14 protein-coding genes are annotated in these 13010 nt (G+C 63.3%); 13 read left to right on the plus strand and 1 reads right to left on the minus strand.

Translation table 11 applies throughout. From position 1 onward, the window contains the following. The first annotated feature begins 30 nt into the window (after window positions 1–30). From SO139_RS27560 to SO139_RS27575, 4 genes are all read left to right on the plus strand, one after another. Window positions 31–630, plus strand: coding sequence for a TetR/AcrR family transcriptional regulator (locus tag SO139_RS27560; protein WP_449380509.1), 600 nt, complete (start codon window positions 31–33; stop codon window positions 628–630). Window positions 631–808: 178 nt separating this feature from the next. After that, window positions 809–1432: a flavin reductase family protein gene (locus SO139_RS27565; protein ID WP_449380508.1), complete on the plus strand. Its 624-nt coding sequence runs from the start codon at window positions 809–811 to the stop codon at window positions 1430–1432. A gap of 127 nt (window positions 1433–1559) precedes the next feature. Continuing rightward, window positions 1560–1970, plus strand: a complete 411-nt coding sequence (locus SO139_RS27570) for an acyl-CoA thioesterase (protein ID WP_449380507.1) — start codon at window positions 1560–1562, stop codon at window positions 1968–1970. A 210-nt stretch (window positions 1971–2180) separates the two neighbouring features. After that, window positions 2181–2372, plus strand: a complete 192-nt coding sequence (locus SO139_RS27575; protein WP_449380506.1) for a hypothetical protein — start codon at window positions 2181–2183, stop codon at window positions 2370–2372. A 203-nt stretch (window positions 2373–2575) separates the two neighbouring features. Here the strand turns inward: SO139_RS27575 and SO139_RS27580 are convergent, their stop codons facing one another. Next, window positions 2576–3025 carry a nuclear transport factor 2 family protein gene (locus SO139_RS27580; protein WP_449380505.1) on the minus strand — a complete coding sequence of 150 codons (450 nt, stop codon included), beginning with the start codon at window positions 3023–3025 and terminating at the stop codon, window positions 2576–2578. Between the two features lie 246 nt (window positions 3026–3271). Between SO139_RS27580 and SO139_RS27585 the strand changes: the two genes are divergently transcribed. The 9 genes from SO139_RS27585 (at window position 3272) to SO139_RS27625 (ending at window position 12843) form a co-directional block, all read left to right on the plus strand. Next, on the plus strand, window positions 3272–3946 hold the full coding sequence (locus tag SO139_RS27585) for an HAD family hydrolase (RefSeq protein WP_449380504.1): 675 nt from the start codon (window positions 3272–3274) through the stop codon (window positions 3944–3946). A gap of 106 nt (window positions 3947–4052) precedes the next feature. After that, window positions 4053–4901, plus strand: a complete 849-nt coding sequence (locus SO139_RS27590) for a DeoR/GlpR family DNA-binding transcription regulator (protein WP_449380503.1) — start codon at window positions 4053–4055, stop codon at window positions 4899–4901. 222 nt (window positions 4902–5123) lie between these two features. Next, window positions 5124–6674, plus strand: a complete 1551-nt coding sequence (gene glpD, locus SO139_RS27595; RefSeq protein WP_498540976.1) for a glycerol-3-phosphate dehydrogenase — start codon at window positions 5124–5126, stop codon at window positions 6672–6674. Further along, the gene (locus tag SO139_RS27600) at window positions 6671–7756 is read left to right on the plus strand and encodes an ABC transporter ATP-binding protein (RefSeq protein WP_449380501.1); all 1086 of its coding nucleotides are present in this window, start codon (window positions 6671–6673) and stop codon (window positions 7754–7756) included. Before glpD ends, SO139_RS27600 begins: the two co-directional genes overlap by 4 nt. Before the next feature lie 12 nt (window positions 7757–7768). Beyond that, the gene (locus tag SO139_RS27605; RefSeq protein ID WP_449380500.1) at window positions 7769–8854 is read left to right on the plus strand and encodes an ABC transporter ATP-binding protein; all 1086 of its coding nucleotides are present in this window, start codon (window positions 7769–7771) and stop codon (window positions 8852–8854) included. After that, window positions 8854–9828, plus strand: a complete 975-nt coding sequence (locus tag SO139_RS27610) for a carbohydrate ABC transporter permease (RefSeq protein WP_449380499.1) — start codon at window positions 8854–8856, stop codon at window positions 9826–9828. Before SO139_RS27605 ends, SO139_RS27610 begins: the two co-directional genes overlap by 1 nt. Then, entirely contained in the window at window positions 9828–10634 is an 807-nt protein-coding gene (locus SO139_RS27615; RefSeq protein WP_449380498.1) for a carbohydrate ABC transporter permease, read from the plus strand. Before SO139_RS27610 ends, SO139_RS27615 begins: the two co-directional genes overlap by 1 nt. 10 nt (window positions 10635–10644) lie before the next feature. Further along, on the plus strand, window positions 10645–10974 hold the full coding sequence (locus SO139_RS27620; RefSeq protein WP_449380497.1) for a DUF2160 domain-containing protein: 330 nt from the start codon (window positions 10645–10647) through the stop codon (window positions 10972–10974). A 72-nt stretch (window positions 10975–11046) separates the two neighbouring features. After that, the gene (locus SO139_RS27625) at window positions 11047–12843 is read left to right on the plus strand and encodes an ABC transporter substrate-binding protein (protein WP_449380496.1); all 1797 of its coding nucleotides are present in this window, start codon (window positions 11047–11049) and stop codon (window positions 12841–12843) included. The last annotated feature ends 167 nt before the right edge of the window (window positions 12844–13010 follow it).

Below are 13010 nucleotides of genomic sequence, written 5' to 3' on the forward strand. Positions count from 1 at the left end.
TGAAGAGTGACTACTGACGAGTCCTGACAGATGACACTGGTTTCGGAACATATCGAAAGCGACACCCGGGAGCGCATTCTCGAGGTGGCCGAGCGGCTGTTCCGCCAGATCGGCTACCAGAAGACCACTGTCGGCGACATCGCCAAAGAGCTCCGGATGAGCCCGGCCAACGTCTATCGGTTCTTCGAATCGAAGAAGGCGATCCATCAGTCCGTCGCCCGGGCGCTGATGGGCGAGGTCGAACTCGAGGCGCAGCGGATCGTGGCCCAGCCCGGTCCGGTGCGCGACCGCTTCCGGCAGCTTCTGACGACCATCCATCGCATGAACACCGAGCGCTATGTCGGTGATTCCAAGCTGCATGAGATGGTCGAGATCGCGATGCAGGAGGACTGGGACGTCTGCGTAGCCCATATGGAGTGCATCGCCTCGATCATCGGCCAGGTGATCGCGCAAGGTGCTGCCTCCGGCGAATTCGAGGCTCCGGACCTGCAACTGGCCTCGCTCTGCGCCTGCACCGCGATGATGCGCTTCTTTCATCCCCAGATGATCGCCCAATGCGCCACCAAGCCGGGGCCCACGATTGACCAGATGATCGATTTCGTCATCGCAGGACTGTCGCCGCGTCACTGACGGGGCAGGAATTTCTCCTATAAATGGGTCGACCGCCGCGGACTGACCGCCTGATGGCAGGTCAGGACGGATCGACACACTCCGTCATTGCGAGCCTAGCGAAGCAATCCAGAATCCTTGCCGCGGAGGCAGTCTGGATTGCTTCGCTTCGCTCGCAGTGGCGAAAAGGAAGCAGCGCGTGACCGAAAAAGACCTGCACTTCTATGAGCCCGCCAAGGGCCATGGCCTCAAGCACGATCCCTTCAACGCCATCATCGCGCCGCGGCCGATCGGCTGGATCTCCTCGCGTGACGCCAACGGCCACGTCAACCTTGCGCCCTACAGCTTCTTCAATGCCTTCTGCTACACCCCGCCGATCATCGGCTTCTCCTCCACCAACTGGAAGGACACCGTCGGCAATATCGAAGCCACAAAGGAGTTCGTGTGGAATCTCGCCACCATGGATTTGGCGAAACAGATGAACGCGACCGCCGCCCACGTCGGCCCCGAGGTCGACGAATTCAGGATTGCGGGGCTCACCGCGGTGCCCGGCCGGCTCGTCAACGTGCCGCGCGTCGGCGAAAGCCCGGTCGCCTTCGAGTGCAGGGTGTCCGACATCGTGCGCCTCAAGGGCGCCGACGGCCGGCAGGCCGACGCCTGGCTGACGCTCGGCGAGGTCGTCGCCGTCCACATCGACAAGGCCTTCATCAAGGATGGCGTCTACCAGACGGCTGCGCCCCGTCCGATCGTCCGTGCGGGACGGCGCGGTGACTATTTCGAGATCAAGCCGGAAAACATGTTTGAGATGCTCAGGCCGGATTGATCTTGCCTCTCTCTCGTCGATGGGTACCCCGGATGGAGCGCAGCGAAATCCGGGATATTCTTGCGCGGCTCCCCGGATTGCGCTTCGCTCCATCTGGGCTACGAAAATATTTTCAAACGAGAGACGCATGACCGAACAGACCCACACCGGACCGCGCGGCGATCTCTGCATCCGCACGCTCGCGATGCCGGCCGACACCAACGCGAATGGCGACATCTTCGGCGGCTGGCTGCTCAGCCAGATGGACGTCGGCGGCGGCGTGTTCGCCTCGAAAGTCGCGAAGTCGCGCACCGTGACGGTCGCGATCGAGGCGATGAATTTTCGCAAGGCGGTCTATGTCGGCGATCTCGTCTCGGTCTACGCCAATCTCGTGCGCGTGGGGCGTACCTCGCTCACCGTGAATCTCGAAGCCTGGGCGCTGCGTCGCGGCGAAGAGCATCCGTTCCTCGTCACCGACGGCAACTTCACCTATGTCTCGATCGACGAACATGGCCGCCCGCAGACCGTCAGCCGCACCGAGCCGCCGATCGCGACGTAGGCGCGCGGAGCCTCAACGCATGCGTTGCCTTAACGCATGTGGTGATCGTGCGCCGCGGATGTCGCGGCTTCGCCAAGAACAAGTCATAAAACGGATGAGGTCGCAGCGTACTCCATTGCGTGTCGATTCGGGGTGGAAACGGCGGCAATGCCCATAGGAACCTTTGGGCAAGAGCACCGTTATTTGCCCGCACTCGAGGAATCACGGGCAATGCCGGACAGCTACATCATCGAAGTCAATTCGCAGACCGCAGGTATCGTCGTACGCAACCCGGAAGGATACCGCTTCTTCGCTTCCTCCCACCGCTTCAACCGCCTCGAAGGCCAGATCTTCCGCAACGCCCGCGAAGCGGAACGCGCAGCGCGACGCCTCGCGAATGGCGATTTGAAGGAAGCGGCGTGAGGGGCCAAACTTGCAGATCGTTGCCTCGTGATCCCGGGGCGCGCGTAGCGCGAGCCATGATGCGCAATTGCGCATCCGAGAATCCATCGGGCCGCAAAGGCTGCTGATGAAAAGTCTGCTGATGAATGGATTCCGGGTTCGCGCCTCACGGCGCGCCCCGGAATGACGTATCCCCGGAATGACGTATCGGTGAAAGTTTCGCGCTAAAGCTTCGTCGCGGCGCGCGACAGCAGCTTCCAGTCGTCGCCCTGCTTCTGCCAGTTCATCAGGATGTGAAGGTTGGTCGGCACTTTTTTCCCATCAGCCACCATCTCCTGCTCGGCGATCCAGTGGAAACGCACGATCGCGGCGGGGCCGACCACCTTGATGGTCGGGTCCTTGTACTCGATCGACAGGAATTTCGACTTTCCATCGGTGGCGTTGGCGATGAAGGTCGCCTTGTCCTCGACCTTGCCGCTGGAATGGCTGTAGCTGAGATCGTCCCAGCAGAGCGCGCCGAGCGCCTTGGGATCCGCTGCGATCTGGGCAAGACGAAAAGCCTCGACTTTTTTCGCGACCGCCTCTTCGTCAACCGAGGCGGCGAGCGCGGGGGCCGCGCCGACTGCTGTCAGTACAAGGGCCGAGACGGCCAGTTCGCGCCGATTGATGGTCATCGTTTGCTCCTTTTGCTCTTGCAGGTAGTGTTGCAGTCACGCTCGATTTTGTCGAGCACCCACTTTTGTCATTCCGGGGCCCGCGAAGCGCGAGCTATGAGGCGCAATTGCGCATCTGAGAATCCATTGAGCCGCTGCAGACTGCTGATGAATGGATACCGGGCCCGCGCCTTACGCCGCGCCCCGGAATGACGAACGAGTTTTTCTCGGCTATTGGTGCGTCCCGACGAAAAGGAATCATTTGAAATGTCGCAAGCCACGGGCCATGCGCTGCTGTTCGACATCGACGGCACGCTCGCCGATACCGACGCGCTGCATCGCGAGGCGTTCAACCGGATCTTCGGCCCGCGCGGTCATGTGTTCGATCACGCCCGTTTTTCGAAGGAGTTGCAGGGCTTCTCCAATGCCTCGATCGGCGAGCGGTTCCTGCCGCGCGAATCCCTCGAAGCCCGCGCAGCCATCATGGACGAGAAGGAGCACATCTTCCGCACGCTGGTGGCCGGGCAGATCAAACCCGTGCCGGGTCTCATGGCGCTGCTCGACAAGGCGGACGCGACGGGCATTCCGATGGTCGCCGTCACCAACGCGCCGCGGCTGAATGCGGAGATGCTGCTGTCGGGTCTCGGCATCATGGATCGTTTCAAGGCGATCGTGATCGGCGACGAACTGCCGCACGGCAAGCCGCATCCGCTGCCTTATCTGGAAGGGCTGCGCTTCGCCGGCGCTGCTGCCCATGCCTCGATCGCGTTCGAGGATTCCCGTTCCGGAATTCAATCGGCCTCGGCCGCGGGCATACCAACGATCGGAATGCGGACCTCGCTCAGTCACGACGATCTGGTCGCTGCCGGCGCCGTCGCCTCGGCCTTTGCTTACGATGATGACACCCTGATGAAGCTGGTCGCGGCCGCCATGAAGTGGTGAGGGCAGGGGAGAGGCGCTCGCGCCGCCGTTAACCTTGCTCCGCTCTCTCGTTGACCGCGGCGGCGAACCGCCGCACCATGCAAAACTCTGATCTGAGGTGGCTGCCGTGACCGGACTAACCCATCGCCAAGCCGAAATCCTCAACATCGCCCGCGCTTCGGGCCGGGTGATGGTCGAGGAGCTCGCGCGCCGTTTCGAGGTTTCGGCGCAGACCATCCGGAAAGATCTCAACGATCTCTGTGAGCGCCGCTCGCTGACCCGCATCCATGGTGGCGCCATCATCGCCTCTGGCGTCGAGAACCTCGCCTATGAAGCGCGGCGCTTCGTCGCCGCCGACGAGAAGAAGGCAATCGGCGCCGCGGCCGCCTCGCTGATTCCGAACGGCTGCTCGCTCTTCATCAACATCGGCACCACGACGGAAGAGGTCGCAAGCGCGCTGACCTCGCACGAGGACCTGCTCGTCATCACCAACAATCTCAACGTCGCGATGCTGCTCTATCGCCATCCCCGCATCGAGGTGGTGGTCGCCGGCGGCACGGTGCGGCGCGCCGACGGCGCGGTGGTCGGCTCGACCGCGACGCAACTCATCGGCCAATTCAAGGTCGACTATGCCATCATCGGTGCGTCCGCGATCGATGAAGAAGGCGCGCTGCTCGACTTCGACTATCGCGAGGTGCAGGTGGCGCAGGCTATCATTGCCAATGCGCGCAGCGTCATGCTGGTCGCCGACTCCACGAAGCTGAGGCGCAGCGCGCCGGTGCGCATCGCCCATATCAGCCAGATCCAGACCTTCGTCACCGACCAGGAATTGCCCGAGCGCCTCGCCACCATCTGCCACAGCAAGGGCATCGAGGTGGTCGAGGCAATGCCGAAAGGCTCGCCCGACGACGACGCGGCGGCGGAACCAACACAGGATTCCGCGCCAGAAGCCACGCCGGTGGTGCGGCTGAGGTAATCGCCGCAGCCTCGGCCCACATTCGGTTGCGCTCCATGTGAGCCGCCTTCCAGAGGGTGCGCGCGAGTGCCTACCCTTTCATCCAATTGCCCACCAAAAACCCCCCAATTGCCCACGAAAAAAGTTCCATCTTCGCTTTCTTTCGTCTTGCTTTCGTTTTTGGTTCTGATCTAATCGAAACCGAAAGCAAAATCGCCCAAGCGAACGGGCGGTCGCCGGGGGATGCGTCTGTTGGAGCGTATTTTCGACCTCGCCATCATTGGAGGCGGTGTTAACGGTTGCGGCATCGCGCGCGATGCGGTCGGCCGAGGCAACACGGTTTTCCTGTGTGAAATGAATGACCTGGCGAGCGGGACGTCGTCCTGGTCGACCAAGCTCGTGCATGGCGGCCTGCGCTATCTCGAATATTACGAGTTCCGCCTGGTCCGCGAGGCGCTGATCGAGCGCGAGATCCTCTGGGGCGTCGCACCCCACATCATTCGTCCCTTGCGTTTCGTTTTGCCGCATCACGCCGGCCTGCGCCCGGCCTGGCTGCTTCGCCTTGGCCTTTTCCTCTACGACCATATTGGCGGCCGTCACCTGTTGCCGGCGACCCGTTCGGTTGATCTGACCAAGGATGAAGTCGGCCGTCCCCTGATTCCGAACCGCTATTCACGCGCCTTCGAATATTCCGACTGCTTCGTCGACGACGCCCGCCTCGTCGTGCTCAACGCGCGCGATGCCGCCGACAAGGGGGCGGAGATCCGCACCCGCACCCGTGCCACCGAAATCCGTCAGTCCGACGGCGTCTGGACCGTCGGCATGGTCGACACCATCACCGGCGCGCGCTCGACAATCCGCGCCCGCGCGCTGGTCAATGCCGGCGGTCCCTGGGTCGAGGACGTGCTCGGCCGCGGCGCCGGAGTGAACGCCAAGGCAAAAGTCCGCCTGGTGCAGGGCTCGCACATCGTGGTCAAAAAGCTCTACGACCACGACCGCGCCTACATGTTCCAGAATGCGGATGGCCGGATCATCTTCGTCATTCCCTACCAGGATGATTTCACGCTGATCGGTACCACCGATCGCGACTATGACGGCGATCCCGCCAAGGTGAAGGCGACGGCCGAAGAGATCCAATACCTCTGCACCGCCGCGAGCGAATATCTCGCGATGGCCGTGAAGCCCGAGGACGTCGTCTGGACCTATTCCGGCGTCCGCCCGCTCTATGACGACGGTGCCAGCGAGGCGAAGGCCGCGACCCGTGACTATGTGTTCGAGCTCGACACGCCCGGTGGCGCGCCGCTGCTCTCGATCTATGGCGGCAAGATCACGACCTACCGCCGTCTCGCCGAAGAGGCGCTCGAGCGTCTCGCGCCCTATTTGCGCAGCGCCAAGGCGCGCGAGGGCTGGACCGGCAAATGGCCGCTGCCCGGTGGCGACATGGACGTGTCGGCCGTCGATGCCCTGATCGCGGACCTCCAGCGCGGCTATCCGTTCCTCTCCGTCGAGCATGCCCGCCGTCTGGCGCGGGCCTATGGAACCCGTGCCATCAAGCTCCTGGGCGATGCCAAGTCGCTGGCCGATCTCGGCCAGTCCTTCGGCGCCACGCTGACGGAACGTGAGGTGCGCTATCTCATGAACAACGAATGGGCGGTGACCGCCGAGGATATCGTCTGGCGGCGCTCCAAGCTTGGCCTGCGACTAAGTGCCGATCAGATCGCGGCACTTGACGACTGGATCGCCAGCCATGCCGTGCCGCAAAGTCCCCTGCTCGAAGCAGGAGGACGCTCATGACCGTCACACTGGATCACGTCAGCCGTTCTGTGGACGGCGTTCCGCACATCCGCGACGTCTCGCTGATGCTCGACGGCGGCACGCTCAACGTGCTGCTCGGGCCGACGCTGTCGGGCAAGACCTCGATCATGCGGCTGCTCGCGGGCCTCGACAAGCCAACCACGGGCAGGGTGCTGGTCAACGGCAAGGACGTCACCGGCATCGACGTGCGCCAGCGCTCGGTCGCGATGGTCTACCAGCAGTTCATCAACTACCCCTCGCTCACGGTCTACGAGAACATTGCCTCGCCGCTGCGTGTCCAGGGCAAGCCGCGCGAGGAGATCGAGAAGCGTGTCGCGGAGGCCGCAAAGTTGCTGCGGCTCGAGCCGTTCCTGAAGCGCACGCCTCTTCAGCTTTCCGGCGGCCAGCAGCAGCGCACCGCGATCGCGCGTGCGCTGGTGAAGGGCGCCGATCTCGTGCTGCTCGACGAGCCTCTCGCCAATCTCGACTACAAGCTCCGCGAGGAGCTGCGCGCCGAGCTGCCGCGCATCTTCGAGGCCTCCGGCGCGATCTTCGTCTATGCGACGACCGAGCCGTCCGAAGCGCTGCTGCTCGGTGGCAACACCGTCTGCATGTGGGAGGGCCGCGCGCTCCAGATGGGCGAGACCTCCAACGTCTACCGCCGTCCGCAGACGCTCCGCGTTGCGCAGGTATTTTCGGACCCGCCGCTCAATCTGGTCGGTATCGAGAAGAAGAACGGGCAGGTCGCTTATGCCGGCGGCAGCTCGGCGCCGGCCTCCGGCCTTTACGCCGGGCTCGCCGACGGACCCTATCGCGTCGGCTTTCGCGCCCACCAGCTCGGGATCGCCAATGGCCAGGCCGATCGCCACGCCTTCCACGCCACAGTGACGGTGACCGAGATCACCGGTTCGGAGAGTTTCGTGCATTTGACCCGCGACGGATCGAACTGGGTTGCGGTGTTGCACGGCGTGCACGAGTTCGAGCCCGGCCAGACGCTCGACGCCGTGCTCGATCCGCAGGATGTCTTCGTGTTCGACGCGGCCGACCGCCTGGTCGCCGCGCCCAGCTCCATAAATACGTGAGGGAGGTGCGCCATGGCCCGCATTGACCTCGTCGATCTCGCGCATTCCTACGGCGGCAATGATGCCGCCCCCGAGAGCTTTGCGCTGAAGCCGGTGACCATGACCTGGCGGCAGGGCGGCGCCTATGCGCTGCTCGGGCCTTCTGGCTGCGGCAAGACCACGCTGCTCAACGTCATCTCAGGCATCATCACGCCCTCGCGCGGAAAAATCCTGTTCGACGGCAAGGACATCACACCGCTGTCAACCCAGAAGCGCAACATCGCCCAGGTGTTCCAGTTTCCGGTGATCTACGACACCATGACGGTGGGGGAGAACCTGGCCTTTCCGCTGAAGAACCGCGGCGTGCCGAAGGCCGATATCGACAAGCGCGTGACCCAGATCGGCCGCCTGCTCGATCTCGAGCCGTATCTGAACCGCAAGGCGACGCGGCTCACGGCCGACGCCAAGCAGAAGATCTCGCTCGGCCGGGGCCTCGTGCGCAACGACGTTGCCGCCGTACTGTTCGACGAGCCGCTGACGGTGATCGATCCCGAGCTGAAGTGGCAGCTCCGCTCGAAGCTGAAGGCGCTGCATCGCGAGCTCGACCTCACGATGATCTACGTCACCCACGATCAGACCGAGGCGCTGACCTTCGCCGACACGGTGGTCGTGATGCATGACGGCCGCGTGGTGCAGAGCGGCACGCCGGCCGAGCTGTTCGACAAGCCCGCGCATACCTTCGTCGGCTACTTCATCGGCTCGCCCGGCATGAACATCCTGCCGGCGGAGGTGAGGGGCCGCGAGGCGCGGATCGACGGCCACGTCATCGCGCTCAACCGCAGCTACGACAATCTGCCCACGGGGGCCAAGATCGAGATCGGCGTGCGTCCGGAATTCGTCGACGTGGTCGCGCCGGCGCCGGGGCTGCTCACCTCGAAGATCGACCGGATCGACGATCTCGGTCGCATTCGCTTCGCCCGCGTGCGCGTCGGCGATGCCAAGCTCGCTGCCCGCGCGCCGGGCGGCTTCACCAGCTCCGACGGCTCCGCCGGGCTGAAGTTCGACCCGTCGCATGTCCACGTCTATGCGGACAGCCTTCTGGTAGAGGGAGCCGTCTGATGGACAAGACCATCAATCAAAAAGCCTGGTTCCTGGTTCTGCCGGTGTTCCTGGTCGTCGCCTTTTCCGCGGTGATTCCGCTGATGACGGTGGTGAACTATTCGATGCAGGACACCTTCGGCAACAACCAGTTCTTCTGGAACGGCGTCGGCTGGTTCAAGGAGCTGCTCGACCCCTCGACCGATCTGGGCGGCCGCTTCCTGGCTTCGCTCGGCCGCAACCTGTTCTTCTCGCTCGTCATCCTCGCCATCGAGGTGCCGCTCGGCATCGTCATTGCGCTGTCGATGCCGCGGGAGGGCTGGACGGTGGCCGCCTGCCTCGTGATCCTCGCGTTGCCGCTGTTGATTCCGTGGAACGTGGTCGGAACGATCTGGCAGATTTTCGGCCGTCCCGACATCGGCCTGCTCGGCTACACGCTCAACAGTCTCGGCATCAACTACAACTACGTGTCGAACGAGATCGATGCCTGGCTGACCGTCATCGTGATGGACGTCTGGCACTGGACCAGCCTGGTTGCGCTTCTGTGCTACGCCGGCCTGAAGTCGATTCCCGATGCCTATTACCAGGCGGCGCAGATCGACGGTGCCTCGCGCTGGGCAGTGTTCACCGCGATCCAGCTCCCGAAGATGAATCGCGTGCTGCTGATCGCGGTGCTGCTGCGCTTCATGGACAGCTTCATGATCTACACCGAGCCGTTCGTCGTCACCGGCGGCGGTCCGGGCAACTCCACGACCTTCGTCTCGATCGAGCTCGTCAAGATCGCGCTCGGCCAGTTCGACCTCGGCAAGGCCGCGGCCCTGTCGCTGGTCTACAATCTGATCATCCTGATCGTCTGCTGGGTGTTCTACACCGTGATGACCAATGCCGGCGTCGAGCGCAAGACGCAGGCCGAGAAAGAGCCCGCGGCGGAGCTCAAGCCCGCCGGCGCGCTCCAGCCCGCGCATGCGCTTCAGCCCAAGGAAGGAGTGGCCTGATGCACTCGATCCCCGGCCGACGCGTCATCATGGCGCTGTTCCTGATCTTCCTGCTGTTGCCGATCTACTGGCTCGTCAACATGAGCTTCAAGACCAACAGCGAGATCGTCTCGACGATGACGCTGTGGCCGCATGCGCCGACGCTGCAGCATTACAAGCGCATCTTCACCGACGAGAGCTGGTATTCAGGCTACATCAACTCGCTGGAATACGTCGTTCTCAACACTCTCATCTCGATCACCGTGGCGCTCCCGGCGGCCTACGCCTTCTCGCGCTATCGGTTCCTCGGCGACAAGCACCTGTTCTTCTGGCTGTTGTCGAACCGCATGGCGCCCGCCGCAGTCTATGCGCTGCCGTTCTTCAACCTCTATTCGGCGATCGGGCTGTTCGATACGCCGTGGGCGGTGGCGCTCGCGCACTGCATCTTCAACGTGCCGCTCGCGGTGTGGATCCTCGAAGGCTTCGTCTCCGGCGTGCCGCGCGAAATCGACGAGACCGCGTTCCTCGACGGCTATTCCTTCCCGCGCTTCTTCGTCAAGATCCTGATCCCGCTGATCGCAAGTGGCATCGGCGTCGCCGCCTTCTTCTGCTTCATGTTCTCGTGGGTCGAGCTCCTGCTCGCGCGCACGCTGACCTCGGTGCAGGCCAAGCCCATCGCGGCGATCATGACCCGCACGGTGTCCGCGGCCGGCATGGACTGGGGGCTGCTCGCTGCCGCTGGCGTGCTCACCATCATTCCGGGCGCGCTCGTGATCTGGTTCGTCCGCAACTATATCGCGCGCGGCTTCGCGCTGGGCCGGGTTTAAGGAGGCGACCATGGAATCCATCGCATGGATGGCCTGGACGATACCGACCGCGATCTTCTTCGGCGCGCTCGCCTGCACGCTCGCGGTAATGACATATCTTGCTGCGGTCTATCCCGAGGCGGAGCGCGTGGGCGTCCTGCGCATTCCGACCACGCGCGGCGATCGCCTTTTCATCTCGCTGATTGCGGCCGCCGTCATCCATCTCGCGTGGATCGGCCTCGTCGGCACCGACACGATCGGCACGCTGCCGATCGGCGAGGAGGGGTTTGAACTGTCGAGCCTGTGGCTCGCATCAGGAATTTCGCTTGTCACGGCCGCGCTCATATTCCGCACGGTCTGAAGCTCGCGAAGAAGACCAGATCCGGGGTCAACCCGGGCCTGTTAGAGTTTGTCGCTGCAACGGAGGAACAACATGCGACAGTTTAGGAGAAGGAAAGGTCCATTGACCAAGATTAGCTTTCTGACGGTATCCAGTGCCGCAGCTATCATTGCGGCTGCATTCGCGACCTCGGCGCCGGTTCGCGCCGCCGATGACGCCACGATCCAGAAGTGGATCGCGGAATTCCAGCCCTCGACCCTGTCGAAGGACGACCAGAAGAAGGAGCTTGAGTGGTTCGCCAAGGCCGCCGAACCCTTCAAGGGCATGGAAATCAACGTCGTCTCGGAGACGATCACGACTCACGAATACGAGTCGCAGACGCTCGCCAAGGCGTTCACCGAGCTCACCGGCATCAAGCTCAAGCACGACATCATCCAGGAAGGTGACGTCGTCGAGAAGCTGCAGACGCAGATGCAGTCCGGCAAGAACGTGTACGACGGCTGGATCAACGACTCCGACCTGATCGGCACGCACTTCCGCTACGGCCAGACCATCGTGCTGTCGGATTACATGACCGGCGAGGGCAAGGACGTCACCGACCCGATGCTCGACGTCAACGACTTCATCGGCAAGTCTTTCGGCACCGCGCCGGATGGAAAGCTCTATCAGCTTCCCGACCAGCAGTTCGCGAACCTCTACTGGTTCCGCTACGACTGGTTCACCAACCCCGACTACAAGGCCAAGTTCAAGGCCAAGTATGGCTACGAGCTCGGCGTGCCCGTGAACTGGTCCGCCTATGAGGACATCGCCGAGTTCTTCACCAACGACATCAAGGAGATCAACGGCGTCAAGGTCTACGGCCATATGGACTATGGCAAGAAGGACCCGTCGCTCGGATGGCGTTTCACCGACGCCTGGCTCTCGATGGCCGGCAATGGTGACAAGGGCATTCCGAACGGTCTGCCGGTCGACGAATGGGGCATCCGCATGGAAGGCTGCCGTCCGGTCGGCTCCAGCGTCGATCGTGGTGGCGACACCAACGGCCCGGCCTCGGTCTACGCCATCTCGAAGTATCTCGAGTGGCTGAAGAAGTATGCCCCGCCGCAGGCGCAAGGCATGACCTTCTCCGAGTCGGGTCCGGTCCCGGCGCAGGGTAACATTGCGCAGCAGATCTTCTGGTACACCGCCTTCACCGCCGACATGGTGAAGCCGGGCATCGCCGTGATGAACGCGGACGGTACGCCGAAGTGGCGTATGGCTCCCTCGCCGCACGGCTCGTACTGGAAGGAAGGCATGAAGCTCGGCTACCAGGACGCGGGCTCGCTCACGCTGTTGAAGTCGACCCCGGCTGACCGCCGCAAGGCGGCCTGGCTCTATCTCCAGTTCATCGTCTCCAAGTCGGTGTCGCTGAAGAAGAGCCATGTCGGTCTCACCTTCATCCGTGAATCCGACATCTGGGACAAGTCGTTCACCGAGCGTGCGCCGAAGCTCGGCGGCCTGATCGAGTTCTACCGCTCGCCCGCGCGCGTGCAGTGGACCCCGACCGGCAACAACGTGCCTGACTATCCGAAGCTCGCGCAGCTCTGGTGGCAGAACATCGGCGACGCGTCGTCGGGTGCCAAGACCGCGCAGGCCGCGATGGACTCGCTCGCTGCTGCCCAGGACGCCGTCATGGAACGCATCGAGAAGTCCGGCGTGCAGGGCGCCTGCGGTCCGAAGCTCCACAAGAAGGAGTCGGCCGAGTACTGGTTCGCGAAGGCCGAGAAGGACGGCACCATCGCGCCCCAGCGCAAGCTCGCCAACGAGAAGCCGAAGGGCGAAACGGTCGACTATGACACGCTGATCAAGTCGTGGCCGGCCTCCCCGCCCAAGCGCGCGGAAGTGAAGTAAGGCGTACCAGCCCACGCCATCCGAGAACGACGAAGGCCGGGAGCGATCCCGGCCTTTTTCCTTGCGTTGTGCAAGTACACCGTCTCCACATCGTCATTGCGAGCGCAGCGAAGATTCCATGGGGAGTGGATAGCGACCGGGTCTGAGGCCAGACTGAGGTTGCTGAA

The sequence above is a fragment of the Bradyrhizobium sp. UFLA05-89 genome (assembly GCF_059803475.1).

Bases quoted from the DNA above. Each gene is read 5' to 3' on its own strand.
- glpD (WP_498540976.1), top strand. From the start codon at position 5,124: ATGCGTCTGTTGGAGCGTATTTTCGACCTCGCCATCATTGGAGGCGGT.
- SO139_RS27610 (WP_449380499.1), top strand. From the start codon at position 8,854: ATGGACAAGACCATCAATCAAAAAGCCTGGTTCCTGGTTCTGCCGGTG.
- SO139_RS27585 (WP_449380504.1), top strand. From the start codon at position 3,272: ATGTCGCAAGCCACGGGCCATGCGCTGCTGTTCGACATCGACGGCACG.
- SO139_RS27605 (WP_449380500.1), top strand. From the start codon at position 7,769: ATGGCCCGCATTGACCTCGTCGATCTCGCGCATTCCTACGGCGGCAAT.
- SO139_RS27560 (WP_449380509.1), top strand. From the start codon at position 31: ATGACACTGGTTTCGGAACATATCGAAAGCGACACCCGGGAGCGCATT.
- SO139_RS27620 (WP_449380497.1), top strand. From the start codon at position 10,645: ATGGAATCCATCGCATGGATGGCCTGGACGATACCGACCGCGATCTTC.
- SO139_RS27600 (WP_449380501.1), top strand. From the start codon at position 6,671: ATGACCGTCACACTGGATCACGTCAGCCGTTCTGTGGACGGCGTTCCG.
- SO139_RS27580 (WP_449380505.1), bottom strand. From the start codon at position 3,025: ATGACCATCAATCGGCGCGAACTGGCCGTCTCGGCCCTTGTACTGACA.
- SO139_RS27625 (WP_449380496.1), top strand. From the start codon at position 11,047: ATGCGACAGTTTAGGAGAAGGAAAGGTCCATTGACCAAGATTAGCTTT.
- SO139_RS27575 (WP_449380506.1), top strand. From the start codon at position 2,181: ATGCCGGACAGCTACATCATCGAAGTCAATTCGCAGACCGCAGGTATC.
- SO139_RS27570 (WP_449380507.1), top strand. From the start codon at position 1,560: ATGACCGAACAGACCCACACCGGACCGCGCGGCGATCTCTGCATCCGC.
- SO139_RS27615 (WP_449380498.1), top strand. From the start codon at position 9,828: ATGCACTCGATCCCCGGCCGACGCGTCATCATGGCGCTGTTCCTGATC.